The organism is Rhizobium sp. FKL33 (genome assembly GCF_005222915.1).
GTDB lineage: Bacteria > Pseudomonadota > Alphaproteobacteria > Rhizobiales > Rhizobiaceae > Rhizobium_E.
On the sequence record NZ_STFX01000018.1, the window covers coordinates 181,042 to 206,852 of the forward strand.

Below are 25,811 nucleotides of genomic sequence, written 5' to 3' on the forward strand. Positions count from 1 at the left end.
CAATGGCGTTGAAGATCCTGCTCGCGGGAGAATCCTGGACCTCGCTCGGCCTTCATCTCAAGGGCTTTTCGCTTTACACGACCGGAGCCTATGAGGAAGGCGGAAAACCGCTGATCTCGGCTCTGGAGCGGTCGGGACATCAGGTCGACTATATGCCCAACCATCTCGTCCCCGAGCGCTTTCCGATCACCCAAGAGCGCCTTTCCGACTATGATGTCGTGATCCTTTCGGATATCGGCGCCGATACGTTTCTTCTGCATCCCGACACACTGCTCAGGTCGCAGCGCCGACCGAGTGCGCTGAAGACCATAGCGGATTACGTCGCTTCGGGCGGCGGCCTGTTGATGATCGGCGGCTTCATGAGCTTTTCGGGGTTTGGCGGCAATGCCTGCTATCACAACACGGTGCTGGCCGATGTCCTGCCGGTGCGGATGCTCGGCCATGACGACCGGGTCGAATGCCCTGAAGGCGTCAACCCGTCAATCGCCGCCGCCCATCCCGTCACCGCTGATCTGCCGCGCGATTGGCCACATTTTCTCGGCTATCAGCGTCTGATCGCCAAGGAGGGATCGGAGGTTCTTCTGACCGTGGGCGCTGATCCATTCCTGACGCTCGGCCAGCATGGACGCGGCCGGACGGCCGCCTTCGCGTCGGATTGCTCGCCGCATTGGGGATCCCCGGAGTTTACCGGATGGGACCATTATGCCGCCTTCTGGAGCAGTCTGGCGGGCTGGCTGTCCGGCCGGTGAGCATCAGACGAGCGGGGAGACCGATCTCCGCTCCACCAGTTCGACCGGCACCCGCGCGACCGGAGGGTCCTCGATCCCGGCAATCCGGCCGCGCAAGGCCGATACGGCCTCTCGCGCCAGTCCGGCGACGTCCTGCCGGATCGCGGTGACCGGCGGATCAAGAAAGGCCAGCGGCCCGGCGTCGTCAAACGTCACCAAAGAGAGGCCGCCGCCCATCGGAATTTTCCGGTCACGCAAGGTTTCGAGCGCGCCGAACAGAAGCTCGTCGCTCGCGACAAAGACACCCGTCACATCGGGATGCCAATCGAGCAATTGCCGAAGTGCGTCGCGGCCATGATGGATCGAATAGGCGCCAAAAAGAGCGACCGTCACCTCTGCTCCGGCCATCGCGGCCTCCTCACGAAATCCGGCAAGGCGCTCACGCGAACTCATGATGCCTTCGGGCCCGCCGATGAAGGCGAGATTGCGATGGCCGGCGCTCGTCATGTTGCGGGCCGCCAGCCGTCCGCCGGCGACATTGTCGGAAAACACCTTGGGAGCGTCGACGCCATCGATGTCCTCATCCACCAACACCACATTGCTGGATCGTCCGATGGCCGCCGTGAGTTCGCCGTCATCGACGTGATTGGTCGCGAAGATCAATCCATCAACGAAATTCCGACGAAGACGCTCGAGATAATGCAGCTCGCGTTCCTTCCGGTTGAGGCTCGAGTAAAGCATCAACGACAGGCCCGCCGCGCTCGCTTCGCGTTCAACCGCCGCAGCGAGCCGGGCGAAGAAGGGATTGTCGATCTCGGGAACAAGCAGCCCGATCGTATCCGAACGCCCCCGGCTCAGGCTGCGGGCATGCGGGTTCGGCTGATAGTTCAGCGTTTCGATCGCATGATCGATGCGCCCAGCGGTTTCGGGCGGCAGAGACAGCGATCCGTTGAGATAACGGGATACCGTCGCCGGCGACAGACCGGCGGTTCGCGCGACATCCTGCAGTGACGGCGGCTTCGCCATGGTCCTCCTCCCCTACCCCATCACCATACGATGGGATGCGTCTCTCCTGTGCGGACATTGACAAACCCTTCGGGCGCCAGGGGGCCGGGCGCCACGAGCACCCAGCGCCAGGGCGCGCAGGTGAGCGTGGCGAAGGCGAGCCTTTCGGGAAAGCCGGGTCCCCACCGCGGCGAATAGGTCGGTTCATACATCCAGTCGATCGCCCTGGCGGCCTGATAGAGCGCTTCCATCTCGGTATGCAACTCTTCAGGCGGACGCTGCGTCATCAGGCCTCCGACCTCGTAACGCACCGTCGCGGCGAGCCGTCCCCGGTCCACCAGCGCCCAGCCGCCCTGATTATCGATCAGGGCGTTGACTGCTTGCGCCATTGCGGCGTCCGAAGAGCCGACAACCCAGATGTTGTGTTTGTCGTGCCCCATCGAGCACGCGAGCGCGCAGTCGGGCGTGGAAGGCCCCGTCCCTAGCCAGAACATACTGGCGGTTCGGCCTTCGCCGGAGAAGCGATCGACAATCGCGAACTTGGTGACGTTCCGGGCGCTGTCTCGCTGCACCATCCCGTTTTCCACCGGCAGTTCCATGGTGATGAAATCGTCATGCCAGTGAAAAGGCCGCAAGAGCGCAGCGTTCATCGTTTCTCGGCCCGGCGCTGCGCGGATAGCAAAATCATCGGCCTTCATCCGCCTTTCGATGCGGACCGTGCGCGTCGCCCAGGTCGGCCAGGCGATTTCGGGCGTCTCGCCGACATAGCCCCCTTCATCGGCAACAAGGCGTCCATCGGCCCAGACTTTGCGGATTGAAAGGCTGGGAACATCGTCGAGCAGCACGATGTCGGCGCAGCGGCCGGGGGCGATCGATCCCACCCAGGGCGTCAGCCGCATATGACGCGCCGGATTGATGGTCACGCACTGGATCGCGATTTCAGGCGCAAGGCCATTCTCGATCGCCAGGCGGACATTGTAGTCGGTCGCTCCCAGCCGGAGCGTATCCGAACAGGATCGATCATCGGTGCAGAAGGCGAATTGCGACCAATCGGCCTGACCGCGCCCGATGAGATCCCGGATGACCTCGGGAAGCGAATGCGGTCGGAGTTCGATGAACAGACCCCGGCGCAATTTGTCGAGGACTTCCTGCGATGTCCAGGCCTCGTGGTCGGACGCCATGCCCGCGGCGGCGAAAGCGCTGATCTCCACCGGATCGCGCATGCCGGCCGCATGTCCTTCGATGACGCCGCGCTGTTCGAACGTCGCCTGTATCATGCCCCAGATCCGATCGTGCGACGGGTTGTCCGGGTTCCAGACCGACGGCCAATCCATGACCTCGTCCAGTCCCGCCACCATCAGCGACGACGCCATGAAGCCAGACTGTTCGCCATGTCCGTAATAGCCCCCGCCCCATTCGTAGGCCGTCGGCGGCGTCGCCGAGCCTGGAAGGGGGAAGATCTTCAGCGGAGAGCCGTGGCGACGGGCCGTCATCCAGAATTCGAGATTGTTGGCGCCGTCGACATTGGAAAACTCGTGGCTCGCTTCGCAGGTCCAGGTATTGCCGTGAGGCAGGACCATGGCCGCTTCATATTCGGGAGTGAGGTGGGAGCTTTCTATGTGCTTGTGGACTTCGCCAAAGCCAGGAACCGCCGACAGGCCGCGTTCATCGATGCGGCAGGCAGTCTCCCCGCGCCATGTACCGGAGGGGCCAACATAGGCGATGCGCCGGCCGCTCATCACGATTTCATGGTCTTCCAGCCATTCGCGGCCATGAACATCCAGTAAGCGCCCGACGCGCAGGACGCAGTCGGCAGGGTGTTTCCCGAGGGCAGTGAGCGTCAGTCGCCGCCGAATGCGGACCTCATCGGCGCCGTTGATGAAAAGATCTTCTGGAAAACCGCCGTCCGATCCGATCATCCGACTGCCCTCCGCAGACGCTCAGCCGCATAGGCGGCGCGGCGTTTCGCCGACAAGGGACGCCCGCCGCCCGACAAGCAGATGAATTCGCACATGCACAAATTTTAACCTCTCAAATTGATCGCAAATATTGTGTGCAACAAAGCCATTTGGCAGATTGACTCCGGCGCTTCACATATAGTCTAGTACGGATGTAATTGTGTTGTAAATCGGTTTACCGGCATCTCATCATGGCGTCCACCCTGCTTTTCGGCGCGACCATCCTCACTGTCGATCCTCAAGACACAATTCTGGATCGCGGGTGGATCAGCATCAGAGATGGCCGGATATCAGGGGTTGGTCCCCATAGCGCCTGCCCAGACGCGGGACTCTTCGACGAGGTGATCGACTGCCAGGGACGGCTCGTCATGCCGGGTCTCGTCAATGCGCACACGCATGCCGCCATGATCCTGTTTCGCGGCCGGGCGGAAGGACAGAGTCTGCTGACGATGGACGGCTGGTATAACGCCATTCGCGAGCCAGAACTGGCGATGAAGCCGGAAGACGTCGCCCCCGCGGTCGATCTTTCCTGCGCTGAAATGTTGATGTCAGGCACAACGACATTCTGCGACCAGTATTTTTTTGCCGATGAGATCGCCGCAGCCGCGGCGAATTCCGGCATGCGTGCGGTCGTCGCCTATGGCATCGTCCAATTGGGCGATGTCGAGAAGGGACGCGACGAACTCGCAAAAGCGATCGCGTTTCTGGAATACCAGCGTTCGGCGGACGGGCGGATCATTCCGTGGCTCGGCCCGCATGCGCCCTTCGTCGACAATTCGGAAGACCTCCTGAAGGTGGAAGTCGATGTCGCTCTCCGGCATGGCGTCGGACTGCATCTGCATATGGCGGCCGGTCCGGAGGACAATGCGGAGACGCTGGCGCGTTATGGCCTGACTGCGACGGCGGCGCTTGAGCGGGACGGATTTTTCGCCGCACGCGTCCACGCCGCGCACTGCCTCGACCTATCTGACGATGACATCGCCGTTTTTGCACGGGCGCCGCAGGCATCCGTCGCCCATTGCGCGAGCGCTTCACTTCGCTCGGGCCGCAAGGGCATATGCCCCGTCAAATCTCTGAGAGAAGCCGGTGTCGTCGTAACCCTGGGCACGGACAATGTCGCCGCCAATAATTCCTACGACATGATCGCGGAAATGCGGACGGCCGGCTTGCTCGCCGGTCATCGCGAAGGCGTAGCCCAGGTGATCTCCAGCCGGGAATTGATCCGCATGGCGACGATCGACGGCGCGCGCGCTCTTGGCCTCGACCATGAGATCGGCTCTCTGGAAGTTGGAAAAGCGGCCGATCTCATCTCGATCGATATCGATTCACCCGGTTATTCCGACTGCCCCGATGTCGCGGCATTGCTTGTCTACTCGGGCAGCGGTCGTGATGTGTGCGATGTCTGGGTCGGCGGCGAGAGGCTCGTGGCCGAACGGCGATTGACGCGACGATCCTACAAGGAGATCCGCGCGGCCTACGGCTCCGCCTACGACGCCTTCTGGAGCCGCGTCGCCGCGCAGAGGACCGCAGCATGAGCGCCCCCCGTCTCATCGTCGATACCGATGGCGGCGTTGACGACGCGCAAGCGCTGATGATGCTCGCCGGCGCCGGTCGGTTGCCCTTCGCGGTCACGACCGTGTTCGGCAATGTGCCGCTGGATGTCGCCACCGACAATGTCCTCGCAGTGCTCGCCACAGTCGGATGCGACGCTCCGGTCCATAAAGGCGCGGTCGGCCCCCTGATCGGCCAACCGGTCAATGCTCAGGACGTTCACGGGGACGATGGACTGGGCGGCGCGCCGAGACCGCCGAGACAATCCCGGCCGGCTCCCGAAAACGCCGTGGATTTTCTGCGCCGCCATCTTGTCGACGCCGGGGCGTCCGGAGACAGGATCGACCTTCTGATGCTTGGGCCGCTTACCAACCTCGCGCTCGCCTTGCGCCTTGACCCCGCGATCGTCGGCGGCCTCGGTCAGGTGACGATCATGGGAGCCACGCGCGAGGGTCGCGGCAACGTGACGCCCGCTGCGGAATTCAACATCTACGCCGATCCGGAGGCGGCGGAGATCGTGTTCTCGTCCGGTCTCGCGATCACGCTTGTTCCCTGGGAAAGCTGCCTCGCTCATTTCCTCGCCGGCGATGAGGTGGACGAACTGCATACGGCGTCGGCAGACGACGGCGCCGCAAAACTTTCCGTTGCGCTGGCGACACATCTGCGCGCGAACGCCATGCGGCGAGGCCGCGGCGACCGGATGTTTTTCGTCGACCCGCTTGCCGCCGCCGTCGCCATCGACGCCGACGCCGTCACATCGAGTTTCATGGCGGCGGTCGAAGTCGAACTCGCCAGAGGCCCCGCGCGCGGCATGACCATCATCGATCCCGCCGCCCGTGATCGCGCCGCCGGCGTGAGGATTGTGGAGTGCGTCGACAAGGAGCGGTTGACGACGCTTTATCGGCAATCCATCGCGCCCAGTTTAAAGGCATAAAGCCCCAGAAGGAGAACGACATGAAACGCATGACATTCCTGAAAACCTCAGCGGCTGCGATCGTCTTCGCAGCTTTCTCCGGCTCGCTCGCCGCGTCAGCCCAGGCAGAGGAATACACCAAGGACCATCCGCTCAAGGTTGCTCTGGTCCTGCACGGCGCGCTCGGCGACAAGAGCTTCTTCGATTCCGCCGCCGCGGGAATGAAGCTCGCCGAGGAGAAGCTGCCGGTGACGGTGAAGATCATCGAAGCGGGCTATCAGAAGGACCGTTGGCAGCCGGCTCTCGCCGATGCTGCGGATTCCGATTATGACGTGCTGATCGCCGGCACCTTCGAAATGACCGGTTTCGTGGCCGAAATGGCCAAGGATTATCCGGAAAAGAAGTTCATCGTTTTCGACGATTCTCCAGATTTCTCGACCGGCTGCTGCTCGAACGTGCTGGGCATCCAGTATCTGACCTCCACCGCCGGCTATCTCGCGGGCTATGCAGCGGCCAAGGTCTCGACGACCGGAACGCTCGGTGAAATCCTCGGTATGGATTTCAAGACGGTAACTGATTTCGCTGTCGGCTTCGAACAGGGCGCAAAGGCCGCAAAGCCCGACGTCAAGATCCTGCGCGCCGTCGCCAACACCTTCTCCGATCCCGCCAAGGGCAAGGAACTTGCGCTCGCGCAGCTGGGTCAGGGAGCGGACGTGATCTTCCCGATCGCCGGCTCCACAGGCATCGGCGCGCTGCAGGCCGTTCGCGACGCCAAGAAGCTGGGCGTCGGCGTGGACAGCGACCAGGCGGAGATCTTTGCCGCAACCGACCCGGCCCAGGCCGATGTGATCTTCACCTCGGTCGAGAAGAAGGTGGGCCAATCGCTCTACATGGCGCTGGAACAAACCATCGCTGGAAAGGCCAAATACGGCACGATGGAGCTTCTCGGCCTCCAGGACGGCGCGGTCGGAATATCCAAGAACGCCTATTATGAAAAACTGGTGCCCGCCGATGTCCGCAGTGAAGTCGACGCACTCGAAAAGAAGATCGTCTCCGGCGAAATCAAGGTCGAGACCACGATGAAGTGACCGGAAGGTCACCCGGCGCCCCAGTCCGGGCGCCGGCCGTCTTCGTCATCCGAGGAAATTCACACTCATGACAGCCTTGCTCGAAGCGCGCGGGATCTACAAGACCTATCCGGGCGGAACCGTCGCCAATCAGGATGTCGACCTGACCATCCTGCCGGGCGAGGTGCATGCGGTGGTCGGCGAAAACGGCGCCGGCAAATCGACCCTCATGAAGATCCTCTTCGGTATCGAACAGCCGGACCGGGGCAGCCTGATGATCGAAGGCAGGCCGGTCGTGTTTCCCAATCCGAACGCGGCGATCGCTGCGGGCGTCGGCATGGTGTTTCAGCATTTCTCGCTGGTGCCCTCCTTTTCGGTCTATGAGAATGTCGTCATGGGCTCCGAACCCAAGCGCGGCCTTCGTTTCGATCGAAAGCGGGCCATTGCGGATGTCCGAGCGCTGTCTGAGAAATTCCGTCTTGCCGTCGATCCCCTTCCCCCCGTCGGCTCGATCCCCGTCGGACAGCAGCAGCGCGTCGAAATTCTGAAGGCGCTTTATCGCGACGCCCGCATTCTGATCCTGGACGAGCCGACGGCCGTTCTCGCTCCGCAGGAAGTGGAAGAGCTTTTCGCCGCAGTCCGCTCGCTGGTGGCGCAGGGGCGCACAGTCATCTTCATCGCCCACAAACTGCCGGAAGTGCTCGAAATTTCAGACCGCATCACGGTGATGCGGGCGGGCCGAACAGTGGCGCAGGTGAAAACGAAGGACGTGACCGAAAAGGAACTGGCCACCCTGCTCGTCGGGCGCGACGTCGCGCTCAAGGTCGATCGCGCGGTGACCACCAAACAGAAGACGGTTCTGGAAGTCGCCGGCGTGACCGTGACCAAGGAGAATGGCAAGCCGGCCTGCAAGAATATCGATTTCCGGCTGCGTGCGGGAGAAATCGTTGGCCTGGTCGGCATCGAGGGCAACGGCCAACAGGAATTGATGGAGGCCATCGCAGGCCTCCGCCCTGCCGAGACCGGCTCGGTGCTGATCGAAGAAGAGAACATCCTCGACCTGTCGATCAAGGCGCGGCGGGCCGCGGGCCTTGCCCACATCCCTCAGGATCGTATCGCAGAGGGTCTGGCGGTCGGCGCCTCGCTCGGCGAAAACATGGTCGCAACCCGTCTCGACGATCCCAACTATTCTCGCCATGGTGTGCTCAATCTCAAGGCGATCGACAAAAACGCCCGCGCTTTGATCGAGAAATTCGCGATCCGGGCCGCAGGCCCCGACGCCGCCGCCGGCACATTGTCGGGCGGCAATATGCAGAAGGTCGTGGTGGCGCGCGAATTGCTGGATCAGCCCAAGGCGCTTCTGGTGTCTCAACCGACACGAGGGGTCGATCTCGGCGCCACCCAATTCATCTGGAAAACCATCACCGAGGCGCGCGATCATGGCGCCGGCGTGCTGCTCAGTTCAGCCGATCTGTCCGAATTGATGGCGCTGTCGGACCGCTTCCTGGTGTTCTATCACGGCGAGATCGTTGCAGCGCTCGACAACAATGAAGATGTGACATCCACCATGCTCGGAAGTTTCATGCTGGGGCTCGAGCGCCAGAGTGCGGCCGACATCAAGGCGGGCTCGCTATGACCGGACGAAACGCGACCATATCGAAAACTCTCGTCCGCGAAACGCTGAGGGCGCTGACCGCGCTCGGCATCGCGCTTGTCATCGCCTTCTTGATCGTCGCGGCCACATCGACCACGCCCGTCGAGACGTTCGGAACCCTGCTCAGTGGACCCTTGACGTCGAAACGCACCATCGGCCTCTGGGTCGACGACATCGCCAAACTGACGGTGACGGGTCTCGCCTTCAGTCTGGTCTTCCAGGCGCGGCAATTCGCCATGGGCGTTCAAGGCCAGGTCTATATCGGCGGCCTGTTTGCGGCGCTCGTCGCCCTGTCTCCCGTCGGATCGACTTGGGCGGGCATGCCGCTCGCCGTCGTCGCCGCCATGATCGGCGGGGCGATGTACGGTTTCATTCCCGGCTACGCCAAGGCCAAGCTCGGCGCCAACGAAATCGTTTCGTCGCTCATGTTGAACTATATCGCCATCAATCTCGTGACTTATCTGGCGCGCGGGCCTCTGGTGGCAGGACCCGGGCTTCTTTCGACGGCCGATTTCCCTGACGGCTCGGTCTTTCCGGCGCTGATCGCCAGGACCCGTGTCGATCTCGGCCTCATCCTGGCGCTCGTCGCCACAGCCGCCACCTGGTTTGCGCTTTATCGCACGACTTGGGGCCTGAAACTGCGCCTGGTGGGCCACAATGCCCGTTTCGCCGATTATGCCGGCATCAAGGCGACCTTCATCATGGTGTCCGCCATGACGGCGTCGGGCGCGTTGGGCGGCCTCCTCGGCGCCATGTTCGTGCAGGGCCAGTCCTATGGGAAACTGACTGTGCTTTTCGAAGGCAATCTCGCCTTTGAAGGCATCCTTATCGCCATCGTCGCCAAATCCCGGCCGCTGGCGGTGCCGATCGTGGCGATTTTTTACGGCTATTTGCGTCAGGGCGCGTTGATCATGGGCATCCGCACCGATGTGCCGACTGAAGTGATCTCCGTGGTCCAGGCGATCATCATCCTTCTCGTCGCATCCTCTTTCTCGCTCGGCGGCAAGACATGGCTGGCGCGCCTCAAAAGCAGGGCGACGGCAAAGGCCGGAGGAGCCAAGGCATGACAGACCTTCTCACCGCCGTCTTTTCCTATGCCTTCTTCGTGACGATCATCCGGGCGTCGACGCCGCTGTTGTTTGCGACCCTTGGGGGGCTGATTTCGGATCTCTCCGGCGCGCTGAACGTCGCACTCGAAGGCATGATGCTGATCGCCGCACTGACAGCGGTGGTCGTCTCGGTCTATGCGCCCTGGTATGTGGCGGTCGGGGCAGCCGTGTTGATCGGCTCGCTTTTCGGGGGCGTCATTGCCTTCTTCCACCTGAAAATGAAAGCCGACATCATCCTTGCCGGTTTCGCGATCAACATCCTGGCGGCCGGCGGCACAGTCTTCGCTCTGTCGCTGGCCACCGGCGGCGACAAGGGAACATCGATCAATCTCGCTTCCAAGGCCATACCGACCCTCGACCTCACGTTTTTATCGGCCATCCCCGTCATCGGCTCGTTCCTGAGCGGGCTTTTGTCGGGACATTCACTGTTGAGCTGGCTCGCGATCCTGTCCGTGGGGGGATTGTGGTTCTTTCTCTATCACATGCCGCAAGGCCTGTGGTTGCGCGCGGTTGGTGAATATCCGGCTTCGCCGCAGGCTGCGGGGATCGCCGTCGACAAGGTGCGGGTCTGGGCGCTGGTCGCCTCCGGCGCATTCGCAGGCCTTGGCGGCGCCCAACTAGCGATGTTCAATTACATCGGCTTCACGCGCGACATGACGGCCGGGCGCGGCTTCATCGCGCTCGGAGCGGTGCTTCTCGGCGCACGGCACCCGGTCGGGGCCATGCTCGCGGCGCTGCTGTTCGGTGTGTTCGAAGCCCTGTCCATCGTCATGCCCGGCATCTTCGACTGGATACCGGCGGAGGCGGTCGTCTCTATCCCGTTCCTGGTGACCATCTTCGCTCTGTTCCTGTTCAGCTTCCGCGCCCTCCGCGCCCGCAAGCTGAGAGGCGCTGCCTAATGCCACGCGTCGACGATCGAACCTTGAGGATCCCGAGGCTTGCTGCCGACCAACCGCGCCGCCAGGCACAGGGAAAGCGGCGCGCCGGCATGAATGCCTGACCGAGCTCTCGATACATCTCATTCCTGCTGCTCACACGGCGTCTGTCGACTACGTCGTCAGGCCGGCATGCCGGTCCCCGCTTGCATCTCCAGCAACTGGAGCACCATTTGATTGAAGGCGTCCGGCTTTTCGATCTGCGGCGTGTGTCCACACTCCTCCAAAATGACGAGGGATGCCGCAGGGACAAGCTTGGCTGCGTCAAGCGCCTGCTGCACTGGCAACACGGTGTCCTGGCGCCCATGCAGGATGATGCAGGGCAGTCGCAAGTCACGCAGCAATCTATGGGACGTCTCGACAAACGAGGCTTTCTGTCCCCGCAAGCCGGTCATGCGGCGCAGAGTGGTCAAAAAGGCAGCACCTGCGCCCGGCTTTTGCACATTGCGCGTGACAACCTCGCGGATCTCAGGCGTCACCACGCCTGGATCGTGAAAGAGCGCCCTCAACTGCTGTTCGACCGCAACCTGGCCGGGACGGTTCAGCAGTTCTCCAAGAAGCGGCAGGGTCATCAGCCTGAAAGCAAAAAACACATCCCGCCCAAGCGTCGCGGCATTCGCCAGCATCAGTCCCGTCACTCTCGCGGGGAACATGCCGGCCATGCGCAATCCGATCGCTCCTCCAAGCGAATTGCCAACAATCGTGATCGTGTCGATTTCCAGCGCATTGACGAAACGCCACACGAAGCGTGCAAAAACATCCGCGTCCTGCGGTTCCGGCGCAATATCTGAGAGACCATGCCCCGGCAGATCGAGAGCGATCGTGCGGATCGACGGATCGAACTGGCCGAGTTGCCGGCGCCACATTTCGAGGGAGCCCGCGATGCCGTGAATGAACAACACGGGCCTGCCGTCGCCCCCGGCGTCGCGATAGCGGATCCCTATCCCGTCGATATCGACAAATTTGTCCTGCATGTCACGATCTCCCAATCGTAAACTCAGTCCTTGGACAGACCGCGCGTATTTGACCGGGTCGACCTGTGGAATTCATGCCGCTATTGTCAGTTTCTATGTCGGCTTTGCGCCGCCGTTGGCCATATTGGGGCGGTCGTTGTCGCCTGTCCAGCGGGTACTCCCATATTCAACTGAAGCGCGGTAAAAACAGCGGCCTAAATCATCCATGTCCATTTATCCGCCTCCTTCCCATTCACTTCAACCCTGATCGCACCAACTTCGTCGCGGAAAACCGATATTTCAAAAAACCCTACCGTCCTGCACCAATCGCGCGGAATAGCCAGGCCAGGCGGCGGGCAGCGAAGGGATGATCCGCAGCCGATCGCCTTCGCGCCGGATGCCGAGAATGGCTTCGACGGCGGTTCGGTATAGCCAGCCGGCCGAGCCCGTATACCATGTCCAGCCGCCCCGTCCGGTCTTGTCGCCTTCGCCATATACATCGGCCGCCACCACATAGGGCTCGACGCGGTAGATCTCCACCTGTTCGCGGGTGAGGGCGTGATTGATGGGGTTGAGCATGGAAAACACCCGATAGGCGTCATCGGATCGCCCCATCTCCGCGAGAGCATAGGCCACCCAGATGGCGGCGTGGGTGTATTGGCCGCCATTTTCGCGGACGCCCGGCGGATAGGACTTGATGTAGCCGGGATCCTCGTCGGAATGCTCGAAGGGAGGCGTAAACAGCCGGATAAGGCCCGCTTGGGGATCGATCAGCCTGTTGACGACACTGTCCATGGCGCGCGCCGACCGGACTGGATCAGCGCCGCCGGACAGGACGCCCCAGGACTGGGCGATCGAATCGATCCGGTATTCGTCGCTGGTCGCCGAACCCAGCGGCGAGCCGTCATCGAAATAGCTGCGCCTGTACCAGTCGCCATCCCAGCCATCGTCCTCAATGGCCGCCTTGAGCGCGCTGCGATGCGCCCGCCATGCGTCCGCATGCGGCTGGTCGCCCCGCGTCTCGGCGAAGGCGCTCATCGCGTCCAGCGCCTTGATCAGGAACCAGCCGAGCCAGACGCTCTCGCCCTTGCCTGCTATGCCGACGCGGTTCATGCCGTCATTCCAGTCGCCGCCGAGGATCAGCGGCAGGCCATGGGCTCCGGTTCTCGTGATGGCCAGATCGAGCGCGCGTGCGCAGTGATCATAAAGGCTGGAGCGTTCTTCCGAGATATCGGGCTGGAAGAAGCTTTCGTGCCTCTCGCCGAGATCAGGGCCATCGAGAAAAGCGAGCTCCTCATCCAGCACGCCTGCGTCTCCGGTCACCGCCACATAATGGGCCGTCGCATAGGCAAGCCTGACCACATCGTCGGAGATCAGTGTGCGCACGCCCGCCCCGGTTCTCGGCAACCACCAATGCTGCACGTCGCCCTGGGGGAACTGTCGGCTGGCGGCGTTGAGGATCTGCGCGCGGGCAAGGCTCGGGTCCTGCAACATCAGCGCCAGCGTGTCCTGCAACTGGTCGCGGAAGCCGAATGCCCCAGAGGCCTGATAGAAGGCGCTGCGGGCGCGGATCCGGCAAGCGAGATTCTGGTAGGGCAGCCAGGTGTTGACCATCCGGTCGAACGCCTCGTCCGGCGTCGAGACCTGGAGCGCGCCGAGAAACCCGTCCCACTGACGATCGGTCTTGTCCTGCTCCGCGGCAAATCCTGCATGGATCAGTCTTTCGATGAGCGACCCAGCCATCGATTCACTCTCGACATCGCCGAGAAGAAACAAGGTATCGACCGTCTCTCCGGGTTGGACGACCAGATCGACCGCCAGCGCCGCGCAGGGATCTCCCGCCGTCTCGAGCGTGTTGGAGAGCGTCAGGCGCCGGCTCACAGCCGATGGCGCAAGGGCGTTTGTGTCATCGCCCAGAAATTCGGCCCGGGCGCTGGTGAAAGACTGAAGCGGGCGGCTGGCGACGAAAAACGATGTCCGCGCCGAACTTTCCACCGAAAACGGTTTCTGCGCCATCAACGCGTTGAGGCTCTCTTCATGCCAGGTCCTGATATAGGGCGCGGTGCGGGCGCGATTGTTGCCCAGCACCCATTCCGCATAGGCGTAGACGCGGAGCGTTCGGGCATGCCCGCCATGATTGGCGATGCTGAGCCGCATCAGTTTGGCGGGATCGCTCTCCGCCACGATCTGCGTCATGACGATATCGAGCCCGTCGGTCTCCACCCTGAAGCTCGACCGGCCCGGTCCATGGCGGACCTCGTGGATATCATCCGGATTGCGCCCGATGGCGGCAAAGGGGGAGAACATCCGGTCGGAACTGAGATCCCGGATGTAGAAGGCTTCGGATGGCCGGTTGACGACGGCGTCGTTGCTCCAGGGGGTCAGCTGGTAGTCGCGCGAATTGGCGCTCCAGGTAAAGCCCGCGCCTTCCGCGGCGATGTGAAAGCCGAAGGCGCCATTGGAGATCACGTTGATCCAGGGCTGCGGCGTCGTCGCGCCGCCATTGAGCCGGATGACATAATCACGGCCCTCGCGATCAAAGCCGCCATAGCCGTTCCACATGGACAGATCGTCGCCGGACACGGTCTTGTCCGCGACTGGACCCGCGGGCGCAATCCGGCCCCGTCTCCGCCAGGGAGCCGGCGATGACGTTTCCGTCTCGCTGTCAGACAAGCGCTCGAGCCGCTCGATCTGCTCGGAAATCGCGCCGTTTCGGGTGTGCAGGACGATGCGGCCGGCGCTGATCAGCGCGTCATAGGCGCGTTGATCCATCAGGTCCTTGCGCACCAAGAAGATATGCTGGGCCGGGCCGGACGAAAGGCCGCGCCGGCGGGCGTTCTCACACATGAAGTCGATGGCGTGCTGCATATCCTGGGCATAGGAGGCCGTGCGCTCGTTGATGATCACCAGATCGGCGATCACGCCGCGCGAGCGGAGATATTCCTGCATGCGGAAGGATTTCTGCACGATCGGCAGGTCCGCCTCATTGTCGATGCGCAGCGCAAAGATCGGAAAATCTCCCGAAATGGCCAGGGGCCACAACGCCGCCTGTGTCGCCTTCACCACGTTTCCGGGCGTTTGCACCTGGCGAAGGCGCGTGTCGGGATAGATGAGGAAGGAGGCGATGCGCTGGAAGAGCAGCGCCTCGCTGTTGGATGAATCGAGATGTCGGAACTGCACCTGGCTGCGGGTCCAGGATAGCGCCGCCTCATTGTCGAAATTCTCCGCATGCCGGTAGCGTGCGACCCGGGTCTCAAGCTCCGCGCGGCTCGGGGCGACAAAGGTCCAGAACACCACGCTCGCTTTCTTCCCCGGCTTCAGCCGGACGGTGCGGCGCAGCGAGAAGATGGGATCGAGCGTGAAGCCGTCATGGCCTTCGAGCTTGGCGTTCTTGTCGAAGGCCCGGGCGGTGGCGAGATCGCGGCCGCGACCAATGAATGCGCGCCGGTCCGTTTCCGCCTCGACCGGCCCGCGCGCGCTCGAACCTCCGACGAGATGAGCGACATGGATGTCGGGCTCGTCGAGATTACGCTTGTTGCGCGAGGCGTAGATGACGTCGCCGCTGTCACCGATCTCCGTCTTGACGAACATTTTGGAGAAGACCGGATGCGCCGCATCGCTGTCGGCCGAAGACAGAACCAGTTCGCCATAGGAGGTGACTTCGATCAGCCGCTCATAGGCGCCGTGGTTCACGATGGTCAGACGGCGGCCCTCCGCGTCGATCTCCGTCGCCACCAGGCATTCGAGCTTGGATTCGATCATGCCCGCCGTCTTGTGGAACTCGGCCTTTTCGTCCGAGAAGACCGCGTTTGCGGTCTCGCCCGGAAAGGCGCGGGGAGCTGGTGTCGCCGACCACCAGTCGCCGCTGCCGACATCCCGAAGAAAGATGTACGAGCCCCAGTCGTCGACGGTCGGATCGGCCCGCCAGCGGGTGACGTCGAGCCCGTTCCAGCGTGAATAACCCGACCCGGTCGCCGTCACCATCAGGGAATAATGGCCGTTCGAGATCACCGCCACGGAGCGCTTGGCGCCGAGGGGATTGTCGATCAGACGGTATTTGACCCCCGCCTGCTCGGCGGCGGCGGCCACCACGGGTTCGCTTTCATCCGGCGTGCGCACCGGCACGATTTCGCGCGGCGCCCGCTCCTGCAGCAAGAGTTCGGCGGTTTCGATGACGGGATCGCTGTGGAAACGGTCGCGCAACCGCCCGTTCAGCACCACATTGCCGATGGCGGCGATGGACATGCCCTGATGATGCGCCATGTAATTGCGCACGACCACCGAGCTCTGGCCCTCCGGCAAGCGGGCTTCGGTGAAATCCACGGCATCATAATAGCCATAGACCCCAAGAGCCCCGATCGAGGCGAGCCGTCCCAGATTGACGACCGCGTCGCGCGGCTTGAACTGGCTAGCCAGCACGCTGGCATAGGGGGAAATGACGACATTGCTGCCAAGCTCGCGCTTGAGCCCAAGACCCGGGACGCCGAAGTTGTGGTATTGGTAATTCAGTTCGCGGTCGCGGGCGTTGAAGGCGGATTCCGATACGCCCCAGGGCAGACCCAGTGATTTGCCATAGGCGATCTGGCGATCGATCGACAGATTGTCGGACTGGTTGAGAATGCCGCCCTGGCGTTCATGCACCACGAGCGGCGGCATGAGATATTCAAACATCGAGCCGGACCATGACACCAAGCAGGCCTGGCCCCGCACGATCGACACCGGCCGGCCGAGCCGGAACCAATGCTCGCTGGGAATGTCGCCTTTGGCGATGGCGAACAGGCTGGTGAGCCGGGCTTCCGACGCTAGCAGATCGTAGCAGGATTCGTCGAGAATGTTGTCCGCGCCATTATAACCGATCGACAGCAGCCGTCGTTCGCGGTTGAACAGGAAGCCGAAGTCCATCTCGAAGGCAAGGCTGCGGGCGCGTTCGCCGAGCGAGGTGAGCCGCGCCTGCAGATCGCGATATCGGGACCGGTCAACCAACGCATCGGCGAAATGCGCTTCGCAATTGGCATGCAGCCGATCCGCCCATTCGACCAACAGGCCCGAGGATTCGCCGGCGATTTCATGATCGAGATCCCCGGCGCAGGCTTGCACGTCGCTGGCCACGATCGACAGGCTGATCGAGCGCACCGACGCAAGCTGCGGCTCGTGCAGACGCGATTGCAGCGTTACATCGAAGCTCGCCAGGCGTTCCTCGAGCCTGCGCCGCAGCGGACGGATCGTGCGCCGCGCATACAGCAGCCCTCCAAAACCGTGGAGCTGGGCGGATTTTTCGGCGGCGAGCCTGTGGCCGAGCGCGGCCAGCTCCGAAGGCGTCTGAAAATCGCTGCGTATCGGCGCCTGCGCGTCCCCAGACACTACTTTTTTGATGTCGGGGGAGGCTGCGGCGCGATTCAGATGGATGTTCATTGTTGTTCTTCCATCCGTTGGATCTTTGGCCATCACCTGGAGCGATGGACTTTCTTCATCATCGCGTCGGGGCGGACGTGTCCGCACCGACGCGAGCGACTTCAGCGCGAATGAACGCGCTTTAAAATGCATGGTCGCGATCCGCTACGGCTCCCGCTGTAGCGGGCGCCGTGGCGAAATTTACCGCCCCAAAGCGATGCGCAGCGCCTGATTGCTACGAATGGGGAACGTCGTCCGCCTTCGTCGCCTGCGGACACAATGCCTTCATCGAGGGCATGTTTCGCTGTTTTGCCGCCGCGTCGCGAACCTGATCGAAGGGGTTGCTTCCGGCCCTGGCGCGTGTGGCGTCGACGACGGCCTGCTTCTTGGAGTGGATCACGATTTGAGCTCCTGTGGTCGGGGTCTGAGCCTGTCGGTTCATGCCGACAGCGCAGCGTTGCAGCTTTCGGCGATGCGGCCGTTGACCGAGCTCTGCCCCGGCATCAACGCCCATCCGCCGGCTTCGATGAATTGCCGCTTCTTGTAACTGTCGGACAGAGCCTTCAATTCCACCAGTTTCGCCGCAGAATCCGGCGCGGTCCTGAAACGGTCGACACAGATGGCCGATGCGAGTTCGATATTCGCCAGTTCGCCGGCAGCCGTCGCTGTCTTGAGCGCGCTGCCTCCCGTCACCCAGCCTCCCCAGCCAAACCCGATGACCATTGTCGCGACCGCCGTCATGCCGCAGGCCCATAGGAGGATCGATTTTGAGGGTTGATAGTTGTCGAAACGCTGGAAGATGGTTTCTTTGGTCGTGGTAACTGTGGTCACTGCAATTCTCCTTGTTGTCAGGATGAATTCGCGCTGCGCCATCGCGGCGCAACCCATGTTGCGCCGTCAGGCGAAGTGACCCCTGGCGAGGGTGATGTTTCTGTCGGGCTTGGATCCGTAAGCGCGCCGGGCGGCATCGAGTATCTTCGAGCGCAGCGCATCGAAAAAGGCGAGATAATCGCTTTCGCCCAGCGTCCGCGCCGGATGCTCGCCCACGAGCACTTCCGCGAGCACGTAGAACCGCACCTCGAACATCCCGTCATGACCGAGAAACCGGACGCGCGAATGGGCTTCATCATAGCTTCGGGCGGAATTGGGAAATGAAAGAGACATCAACGGTCCCCCTCGTCCGCCCAAAGTCTCGCCGCTTCAATCCTTCGGATGTTCACGGCTGCGGGTTTCGAGCCGCCGGATCCCTGTTTTCGAAGCAGGATGCGCGACCGCATCTTCGGCGTTGCAAGATGGAGAAATTTGAATCCGGCGACAGCGGAAGCGTCGGGGGCAATATTTGACCGCTCGGAATGACTGAAGATCCCAATACCAGAAGTCCCGCTGCCTGGCTTTACATCGGAAGGACTAAATTCGCCTGTGTGGAGACTGGAAGACATAGCGTCCTCCTTTGTTGGGGCGAGGACTCTCAATCCTCGAATGCAGCGCCCTAAAGACGAGCTGCAACTATTACACACATGGAGACGCCACGATTCTTTTAAAAGTAGCAATCACCAAGATTTGAGGTCTGAGAGCATATTGCTGGCGGCAGACCGCAGCCGTGGGCGGACATCATCATCGACGGAATCAGTTTTTGACCGCCGGAGCAGGCGCAAGTCGGCCGTGTCTCCGCAGACCGGGACATCAACCGGCTGGGGAGCGCTCAGGACGCTCCCGAGAAGACGGATGTCATGGCGAATTCGAGGAATGCGACACGAAACCGTCATCCGATGCGGAACAGCCGTTGCAGGCTAAAGCTGTCAGACTGCAGCCTCGCGGAAGGAGACGAGTTTCCGGCGCGCGTCATCCCAAAGCACGAGCCGCACGCAACTCAGGCTTTGCATCAAGGTTATGCGGCCTATGCCGGCCAGTCGCGGATGGTCCCGCAAGACCTCAGGCAGCCGATAATAGGGAATCCGGCTCGACAGATGATGGACATGATGAATGCCGATATTGCCGGTCAGCCATTGCAGCATCGGCGGCAGATCATAGTGAGACGCTCCATGCAGCGCCGCTTCCGGAAATCTCCAATCGTCGCCCTCCGCCCAGTGCGTGTCCTCGAACTGGTGCTGGACATAGAAAAGCCAGACGCCGGCGGCGCCTGCAAGAATGATCATCGGCGTTTGAATCAGCAACATGGTCCCGACGCCGAAGGTCCACAGCAGCAGACCGAGAAGGGTCAAGATGGCCAGATTCGTGAGCATGGTCGAAAGCCAGGGCATGGCCCCTGCCCGCATCATGCCGAAGGGCAGGCGCTGCTTGAAGATGAAAAGCCAGGCCGGTCCGATGCCGAACATCACCAGCGGATTCCGGTACAGACGATAGCCAAGACGTTTCGTCGGTGAAAGAGCGCGGTATTCGTCGATGGTCAGGGTGGTGATGTCGCCGATGCCGCGCTGGTCGAGATTGCCGGCGGTGGCATGATGTTTGGCATGCGCGTTTCGCCAGTAGTCATAGGGCGTCATGGTGACAATGCCGATCAAGCGCCCCGTCCAGTCATCCAGGCGTCGGTTGGCGAAAAACGAGCCATGGCCGCAATCATGCTGGATCATGAACAGACGCAGGAGAAATGCGCTGGCCGGCAGGATCGCGAGCAGACCGATCCAGACGCCATAAGCCATGCTGACATAGGCGATGGCCGTGAATGCGATGAAGGGCGCGACGGTGACGAAAAGCTCCATGACGCTGCGGCTCATCCGAGGTTGGCGGTAGGCCGCGAGGATTTTCATCCAGACCATCGCCTCGGCGGCTTGATCGGGCTCAGGCGGCGGCACTTGTAACGTCATCGAAATACCTGTCTTTGCTCTCGCGCCACTCAGCGCGCGGGAGACTCGTGTCGATTTTGGGGACCTAACATCGATCCGGTCCGGCGCGCCAGCCCGACAGCGTTGCGCATGAAGGAAAAAAGGCCAGGCAAATTGCCTGGCCTTGATCTGTATGTCGTCGCGCCGTGCCAGTACATCCGTGGTCAAAGCGCAACAGAGATACGGTCAGGCTGCCTGCAGGTTGCAGGCCGACATCTTGCCGGACTTCATGTCCCGCTCCATGTCGTAGCCAATTTTCTGGCCTTCGACGATATCACGCATTCCGGCGCGTTCGACGGCCGAGATGTGAACGAAGGCGTCCGGGCCGCCATTGTCAGGCTGAATGAAGCCGAAGCCCTTGGTGGAATTGAACCATTTTACTGTGCCAGTGGTCATGATGAACCCTTTCATAGCATATTGAACGACCACAGCGCCGAGACGCTGCGGATGGTGATAGCGATTTTTGAAAGGAAGGTTCGATCAAGACGCGGCGTCAATCGCGCGGAAAACAAAGCTCAGCAAGCAAATATCGATAAAACTATAAATAGACAGACATAGTCGATTTGTCAACCTTTAGTTTTTGATTCTTCTGACAGTCCTCCGGCATAGACGCCGGCAGCAGGATTTGAAGGCGCGTCGGAGACGGTTTCCGTCCGAAAAAATTTGTGCACTGCAGCATTCGTCCCCATATGAAGTGTTCATGCCCATCACGGGCAGTGGAGAACGAATGTGACCGACCACCAGAACTCCCGCCCATTGATCGAACTGACCGGCTTCGGCGTGAACCCCGGCAACCTCAAATCCTGGCTTTACCTCCCGTCGATCCTGGCGCCCAAGACGGCGCTGGTCGTGGTTCTACATGGATGCACCCAGGACGCGGCCGGTTATGATCACGGTTCGGGCTGGACACAGCTCGCTGAAAAGAACGGCTTTGCGGTGCTCTTCCCCGAACAGCAGCGTTCCAACAACGGCAATCTGTGCTTCAACTGGTTCCAACCCGGCGACGCAAGGCGCGATTCCGGCGAAGCCCTGTCGATCCGCGAAATGGTCGGCCATGTCGTCACCTCACATGGCCTCGACGAGGAGCGTGCTTACATCACCGGCCTCTCCGCCGGCGGCGCCATGGCGCTTGTCATGTTGGCGACATATCCGGAACTCTTCAATGGCGGCGCGATGATCGGGAGCCTGCCCTATGGCGTCGCCGGCAGCGTCGATCAGGCGTTCCAGCGAATGCAGGGCCGCAATGCGCCCGATCCACATCACTTGCGGTCCGCCCTTGTCAACGCATCTCCCGGGGCGGCGGCCCGGCCGAAGATTTCCGTCTGGCATGGAACGCATGACCAGATCGTCCGGCCGGTCAACGCCATGCAGATCGTCGATCAATGGAGCGGCGCCCATGGCCTCGGCGAGATCGCGGACACTGTCGAAACCGGCCAGGGATTTACGCGCAAGGTCTGGCGCAGCGACGACGGGGCCGAAGTCGTCGAACTCTACATGGTCGCAGGGATGGGGCATGGCGTGCCGATTTCGGCGAGCGCCAAGACGCCTCTCGGAAGCAGCGGCCCCTATATGCTCGACACCGGAATCTCGTCGACGGCGCGCATCGCACGCAGCTGGGGTCTCGCCGATGATCAGGATGTCGCCGATGCCGAAGGCTCGGCAGCAAAGCATGGCGCGCAACCATCCGCCACGGAAACGCTCAAGGGGCGCGTCGCCGGCATGATGGCCAATATGAGCCAGAGCCCGCTGGAGGGCGCAAAAGCCGCCGGCAGGCAGAGCGTCAACAAGGTCATTACCGACGCCTTGCGGGCGGCAGGCCTGATGCGCTGACGACTGTCGCCGTTCGATTTCTTGGTCGATCGAACGTCAAGGAAGCATCACGACGCGATTGAGCCTGACGCCGGCGACTGTGATCGCCGGTTCCAACACGGCGACGGTAGCGGATGTCCCGCAGATACGTCGCGGCTGATAAGCAAGGCTGATGATCAGCCCCCTTAACTGGGCGAGATGCGATTTCTCGAGAACAAGCCGCACGGCGACGCCTTCCGTCGACCAGTCATATTCGATCGAGCCACCCAGCTGGCTCTGAATGGCGCGTCTCACCATGGTGTTCCCGAAACCCTCCGTCTCCTTCGGCGGCGTCACCGGCGGGCCGCCGCGTTCCAGCCAGGCGACCGAAAGATGTGTCTCCGCGTCGCTGCCTGAAATATCCAACGTGCCCGTCAAGGTCGACAGGGCGCCGTGTTTCAAGGAATTCGTCGCCAACTCGTGAACGATGAGCGCCAATATCGTGGCCGTGCTTTCGCCCACGCTTGTTCGCGGCACCGCCACCCTGATGCGTCCTTCGAAAGTACCGTTGTCGTCATAGGGCGCAAGGAGGATGGTGAGCAGATCGCCAAGCAGGGCGGCTTTGCCTTCATGTCCAGGAAGAGGCCGGACCAAATCGTGAGCGCGACCGAGAGCGGTAAGCCTTTGCGTGAGTTCGCGCGCCATGTCGATCGTGGTCGCGGTCGTGCGCGATGTGATCAGGGTGAGGCTGTTGGCGATGGCAAGCAGGTTCTTCACCCGATGGCTCATCTCGCCGGCAAGCAATTCGTTGCCTTCTTCAGCCTGCTTGCGTCCAGTCACGTCCAGAAAGATGCCCATGACGGTGTCATTGATCCTGCCGATGTCGTTTCCCTGGCCGCGCGCGGACACCCAGCGAACTGCATCGCCCATCAGAATACGGAAGTCGATTTCATAGGCGCCAATATGGGCGCGGGTGGCCGCGAAAGCGGCGCGCACCCTGTTGCGGTCGGATGGATGTATTTTTGCGGAGAGATCCTCGAAAGTGACGGTGGAATTGTTGGGGATTCCCCATATCGCGAAAGCAAGGCGATCCATGTTGAACAGATCAGTCTCGACGTTCCAAGACCAAAGAGCCACCTCCGCAGCATCGATCGCCCGCCGCAAAAACTGCGCATCCCACAGCTGGTCGGTAACGTGACTGGTCATAGAAGATCCTTTTCGTCCGCCTGTCAGGCGACTGCAGCCATAGGGAGAAGCGTGATCATAGGGTTGGCCGGACGCTCAGACTCAATCATCGGCTCGGTTCGGGTGCTTTGTTTTGCCCGCTTCGGCGGCGCTCCGGGCGACGAGGCGATCTTCTTCGCCAAATGCGGCGTCGCGTTCCAGCGCAGCCGCGAGGTCATCGACCGTGATGGACAGGCGCTGCTTGTTGACGCTGCGGGCCTCGATCGCCGGCACCTCGATCACCAGAGACGCGACGTGATAGGCGGCGAAGGACAGGCCCTCGATGAGTTCCTCTTCCTTTGTCACCTGGTAGGAGCCGGCCGGCTGATCCGAGACGCTGGCGCCGATCGAAAACAAGTGGCGAAAGGTGACCACCGATTCGGTTTTCCTGCTCTGCATGTCGGTTCTTCAGGTCTGCGTGGGAAGCCAGGCCCGGCCCGGCTATGATAAGAGGACTCTGTTTCCGGACGAAAACATCGCCGCCGTCCGGGCGTCCCGATCGAGAAGAGCGTCACCGGCGTTTATCGGCGGCATCGATTGTCGGAGACACCGACGCGACTTGTCCCTGCGCAACGAACCGCCCTATGAGTCCAAACACGGAGTCGAGAGGCTCCGTCGAGGAAGGCGGCTCCGTCAAGAGGAACCGCATTCCCATGATGTCGCTCCGGCTGAGTTCGCCGTTGGCGCCAGCATGCGCCGGCTGGGGATGCTTGGCAAGCAAATTCTATTTCAGGATGCTTGGAACCAATGGATTCAATTTTTCATTGTACATCGTGGGTCATTTTATCCATGATGGCCTACCGCCTCCCGTTCTCCGCTGGCTTCACCGTCCAAGAAGCCCGCCTCTGGGGCATTCCCCGGCACAATGGCGCGGAGAACGGAGGAAGCAAACCAGCACATTTGAGGCGCGACGATATGCGGGAATTCTCAGCCAGTTCGAATGGCGACCGGTGGTTTCTCATCCAGGGCTCCACGGCAGAAAAAGCCCATGTGCTTCACCAGGCGAACCCTTCCTCCGGCGGACACGAAACACGCACGCCCGTCGACGTTTTTTCTCGACATCAGTCCGTTCAGCCCGGAGCGGGAGGCGCTGCTAGCCCTACTCGAGAAACAGGCCTTGTCGCCAGATGAGCACGCCCCGCCGCCGCTGTCTCGGTCATCCCCGACTTGACCTGACAGCCGACCGGTGTCCGGGCGGCCCGCCTTCTCCGGTCATCCTCGACGGCATCGCCGCAGGACGCAGGCGGCTCGGCGTCGGATCCGGATTGGTCAGACCGACTCGAGATCGCGTTCCATGGCGACGCGGTTCTGGTTGAGCTCCTCGTTCCACAGCCGGTATTGCTGATTGTTGTGATAGGCCGGCAATGAAGCAGCCACCGTGTAGGTGGCGGCAGCAGCCGGAAACAATCCCCGCGTCTTCAGCAGACGAACAGTTTGCCCGATGGCGTAACGATGGGTCGGCATGGCGCGTTTCTCCACTTCCAGACTGATTTTCTGACCAGGCGACCGGAGGATCGCCGGAAAGAGCGACGATCCTTAGGGCAATATTGTCGAGGCCTGTGCGGGACAAGCGCCTGCTGCCCTCAGGCCCGGGTCGCCGGAGAAGATAGCGCTCGCCTGACGGCAGACAAAAGCACCCGGCATTTGTGATCGGCGTCGACCGGGAGTGGCCCGCCGGCGTCGTCCTGTTTGTCGGCGCAGCTCTCCGCCTGGGCGGCACGGAATTGCGCAAGGATCACCACATTACCCGTTGTCGCGATCATCGGCGTCCGCCTTGGTTGTTTCCGGAGCGCTCTGGTCCTTCAGGCCGCCGCCTTCGTCTTCCCATCGGGAGAGAGCCGCGGGTTGCCCGGCGGCGGCATGCCGCTTGGATCCGGCCAGGTCCAGCGCGGGCGCCTTTTCGGCCTTGTCGTCAATGCGCGGCTTACCCTTGCCATCTCGATCTCTTGAGGACCGGCCGGCGGCAGAGGGCCGCCCCTCGCCCTGCTCCAGAGGAAGCGAGGCCTGCGGCTCTTCTGAAGGCGGGGCTTTCGTAAAACGGATCACCATGATGTCGCCCCCCGATATCCATCGGGGCCTCTGCGCCACCGCGCGGGTCGAACCACGGCCAGGGCCAGCGCCGGGCGCGCGGGTGCGAACAAGCGATCCTGGTGGGGCATGAGCGCCTGAACAAGCGCCTGCTTTATGAAGCCCGCGTCAAAAATCTCGGAAAAATACTGCTTGAGGTCGGAAGACATTCCGTCCTCCTTTTTTGGGGCTCGGGTGAGTGCCGCCCGCAAAATGACAGCGCCCGTGCAAAAGCCGCCATTGTCCTGGAGATGGGAATAAAATCAGCAATTGCAAGAGCGCCGTGTGTTTCGACGTTAAATAAGGGCCCTGACGCCTATGTGGAACGGCCCGGCTGGCAAGGCCTTAGTCGCGCAACTCTCCGCTGTACAGTGAAGTCATATATCCGGCCTGTTAGCGCGGTCATCGACCGCTGGCCACGTTGGGATCCGCGATGCCGATCGCCCAATCAATTTTGCGCGCTCAAAGGCGCACCGGCCCATCACTGCTGGGGCTCAGCATTCTGGTGAAACTACAGCCGTTATTCGGTCATGACGCCTTGAACTAAAGCATCGTACCGAAAACGTGAATCGTTGGGATTTTGAGATTTCCGGTTTTCATGATTCCCTTCTGATTGGAGGTGTTT

At 61.9% G+C, this 25,811-nt stretch carries 22 protein-coding genes; 8 read left to right on the forward strand and 14 right to left on the reverse strand.

What is annotated here, in order from left to right; translation table 11 throughout:
- The first annotated feature begins 2 nt into the window (after positions 1–2).
- Positions 3–749 carry a glutamine amidotransferase gene (locus E8Q41_RS11430; protein WP_205910387.1) on the forward strand — a complete coding sequence of 249 codons (747 nt, stop codon included), beginning with the start codon at positions 3–5 and terminating at the stop codon, positions 747–749.
- 3 nt (positions 750–752) lie between these two features.
- Here the strand turns inward: E8Q41_RS11430 and E8Q41_RS11435 are convergent, their stop codons facing one another.
- Positions 753–1,754 carry a LacI family DNA-binding transcriptional regulator gene (locus E8Q41_RS11435; protein ID WP_137155666.1) on the reverse strand — a complete coding sequence of 334 codons (1,002 nt, stop codon included), beginning with the start codon at positions 1,752–1,754 and terminating at the stop codon, positions 753–755.
- A gap of 20 nt (positions 1,755–1,774) precedes the next feature.
- Positions 1,775–3,652 (reverse strand): adenine deaminase C-terminal domain-containing protein, encoded by a 1,878-nt coding sequence (locus E8Q41_RS11440; protein ID WP_137155667.1) that lies wholly within the window; start codon positions 3,650–3,652, stop codon positions 1,775–1,777.
- A 230-nt stretch (positions 3,653–3,882) separates the two neighbouring features.
- Between E8Q41_RS11440 and E8Q41_RS11445 the strand changes: the two genes are divergently transcribed.
- The 6 genes from E8Q41_RS11445 (at position 3,883) to E8Q41_RS11470 (ending at position 10,884) form a co-directional block, all read left to right on the forward strand.
- Positions 3,883–5,226 (forward strand): amidohydrolase, encoded by a 1,344-nt coding sequence (locus E8Q41_RS11445; RefSeq protein WP_137155668.1) that lies wholly within the window; start codon positions 3,883–3,885, stop codon positions 5,224–5,226.
- The gene (locus E8Q41_RS11450) at positions 5,223–6,176 is read left to right on the forward strand and encodes a nucleoside hydrolase (protein ID WP_137155669.1); all 954 of its coding nucleotides are present in this window, start codon (positions 5,223–5,225) and stop codon (positions 6,174–6,176) included. The genes E8Q41_RS11445 and E8Q41_RS11450 overlap by 4 nt, the downstream gene beginning before the upstream one ends.
- Before the next feature lie 20 nt (positions 6,177–6,196).
- Entirely contained in the window at positions 6,197–7,243 is a 1,047-nt protein-coding gene (locus E8Q41_RS11455; RefSeq protein WP_137155670.1) for a BMP family ABC transporter substrate-binding protein, read from the forward strand.
- 67 nt (positions 7,244–7,310) lie between these two features.
- On the forward strand, positions 7,311–8,858 hold the full coding sequence (locus E8Q41_RS11460) for an ABC transporter ATP-binding protein (RefSeq protein ID WP_137155671.1): 1,548 nt from the start codon (positions 7,311–7,313) through the stop codon (positions 8,856–8,858).
- Positions 8,855–9,943: an ABC transporter permease gene (locus E8Q41_RS11465; protein WP_137155672.1), complete on the forward strand. Its 1,089-nt coding sequence runs from the start codon at positions 8,855–8,857 to the stop codon at positions 9,941–9,943. The genes E8Q41_RS11460 and E8Q41_RS11465 overlap by 4 nt, the downstream gene beginning before the upstream one ends.
- The gene (locus E8Q41_RS11470) at positions 9,940–10,884 is read left to right on the forward strand and encodes an ABC transporter permease (RefSeq protein WP_137155673.1); all 945 of its coding nucleotides are present in this window, start codon (positions 9,940–9,942) and stop codon (positions 10,882–10,884) included. The genes E8Q41_RS11465 and E8Q41_RS11470 overlap by 4 nt, the downstream gene beginning before the upstream one ends.
- A 158-nt stretch (positions 10,885–11,042) precedes the next feature.
- Here the strand turns inward: E8Q41_RS11470 and E8Q41_RS11475 are convergent, their stop codons facing one another.
- The 7 genes from E8Q41_RS11475 to E8Q41_RS11500 all read right to left on the reverse strand — a co-directional run bounded on the left by E8Q41_RS11475 (position 11,043) and on the right by E8Q41_RS11500 (position 20,503).
- Positions 11,043–11,894, reverse strand: coding sequence for an alpha/beta fold hydrolase (locus E8Q41_RS11475; protein WP_137155674.1), 852 nt, complete (start codon positions 11,892–11,894; stop codon positions 11,043–11,045).
- A gap of 279 nt (positions 11,895–12,173) precedes the next feature.
- Positions 12,174–17,285: a glucoamylase family protein gene (locus E8Q41_RS11480; RefSeq protein WP_170976451.1), complete on the reverse strand. Its 5,112-nt coding sequence runs from the start codon at positions 17,283–17,285 to the stop codon at positions 12,174–12,176.
- A gap of 214 nt (positions 17,286–17,499) precedes the next feature.
- Positions 17,500–17,664, reverse strand: a complete 165-nt coding sequence (locus E8Q41_RS25540) for a hypothetical protein (protein ID WP_170976452.1) — start codon at positions 17,662–17,664, stop codon at positions 17,500–17,502.
- A gap of 38 nt (positions 17,665–17,702) precedes the next feature.
- Entirely contained in the window at positions 17,703–18,095 is a 393-nt protein-coding gene (locus tag E8Q41_RS11485; RefSeq protein ID WP_170976453.1) for a hypothetical protein, read from the reverse strand.
- Between the two features lie 66 nt (positions 18,096–18,161).
- Positions 18,162–18,428, reverse strand: a complete 267-nt coding sequence (locus E8Q41_RS11490) for a DUF1488 domain-containing protein (protein ID WP_137155676.1) — start codon at positions 18,426–18,428, stop codon at positions 18,162–18,164.
- A gap of 635 nt (positions 18,429–19,063) precedes the next feature.
- Positions 19,064–20,089 (reverse strand): fatty acid desaturase, encoded by a 1,026-nt coding sequence (locus E8Q41_RS11495; RefSeq protein ID WP_246660160.1) that lies wholly within the window; start codon positions 20,087–20,089, stop codon positions 19,064–19,066.
- Between the two features lie 204 nt (positions 20,090–20,293).
- The gene (locus E8Q41_RS11500; RefSeq protein ID WP_137155677.1) at positions 20,294–20,503 is read right to left on the reverse strand and encodes a cold-shock protein; all 210 of its coding nucleotides are present in this window, start codon (positions 20,501–20,503) and stop codon (positions 20,294–20,296) included.
- Positions 20,504–20,836: 333 nt separating this feature from the next.
- Between E8Q41_RS11500 and E8Q41_RS11505 the strand changes: the two genes are divergently transcribed.
- Positions 20,837–21,937: a PHB depolymerase family esterase gene (locus E8Q41_RS11505; RefSeq protein ID WP_137155678.1), complete on the forward strand. Its 1,101-nt coding sequence runs from the start codon at positions 20,837–20,839 to the stop codon at positions 21,935–21,937.
- Between the two features lie 36 nt (positions 21,938–21,973).
- On the opposite strand, the gene E8Q41_RS11510 is transcribed toward E8Q41_RS11505, so the two are convergent.
- From E8Q41_RS11510 to E8Q41_RS11530, 5 genes are all read right to left on the reverse strand, one after another.
- Complete coding sequence (locus tag E8Q41_RS11510) at positions 21,974–23,101, reverse strand: sensor histidine kinase (RefSeq protein ID WP_137155679.1); 1,128 nt, start codon at positions 23,099–23,101, stop codon at positions 21,974–21,976.
- A gap of 81 nt (positions 23,102–23,182) precedes the next feature.
- Positions 23,183–23,518 (reverse strand): hypothetical protein, encoded by a 336-nt coding sequence (locus E8Q41_RS11515; protein ID WP_137155680.1) that lies wholly within the window; start codon positions 23,516–23,518, stop codon positions 23,183–23,185.
- An 870-nt stretch (positions 23,519–24,388) separates the two neighbouring features.
- A complete protein-coding gene (locus E8Q41_RS11520) occupies positions 24,389–24,583 on the reverse strand; it encodes a hypothetical protein (protein ID WP_137155681.1) in 195 nt (64 codons plus the stop codon).
- A 279-nt stretch (positions 24,584–24,862) separates the two neighbouring features.
- A complete protein-coding gene (locus tag E8Q41_RS11525; RefSeq protein ID WP_137155682.1) occupies positions 24,863–25,168 on the reverse strand; it encodes a hypothetical protein in 306 nt (101 codons plus the stop codon).
- Positions 25,162–25,356: a hypothetical protein gene (locus E8Q41_RS11530; RefSeq protein WP_137155683.1), complete on the reverse strand. Its 195-nt coding sequence runs from the start codon at positions 25,354–25,356 to the stop codon at positions 25,162–25,164. Before E8Q41_RS11530 ends, E8Q41_RS11525 begins: the two co-directional genes overlap by 7 nt.
- Positions 25,357–25,811 lie beyond the last annotated feature (455 nt).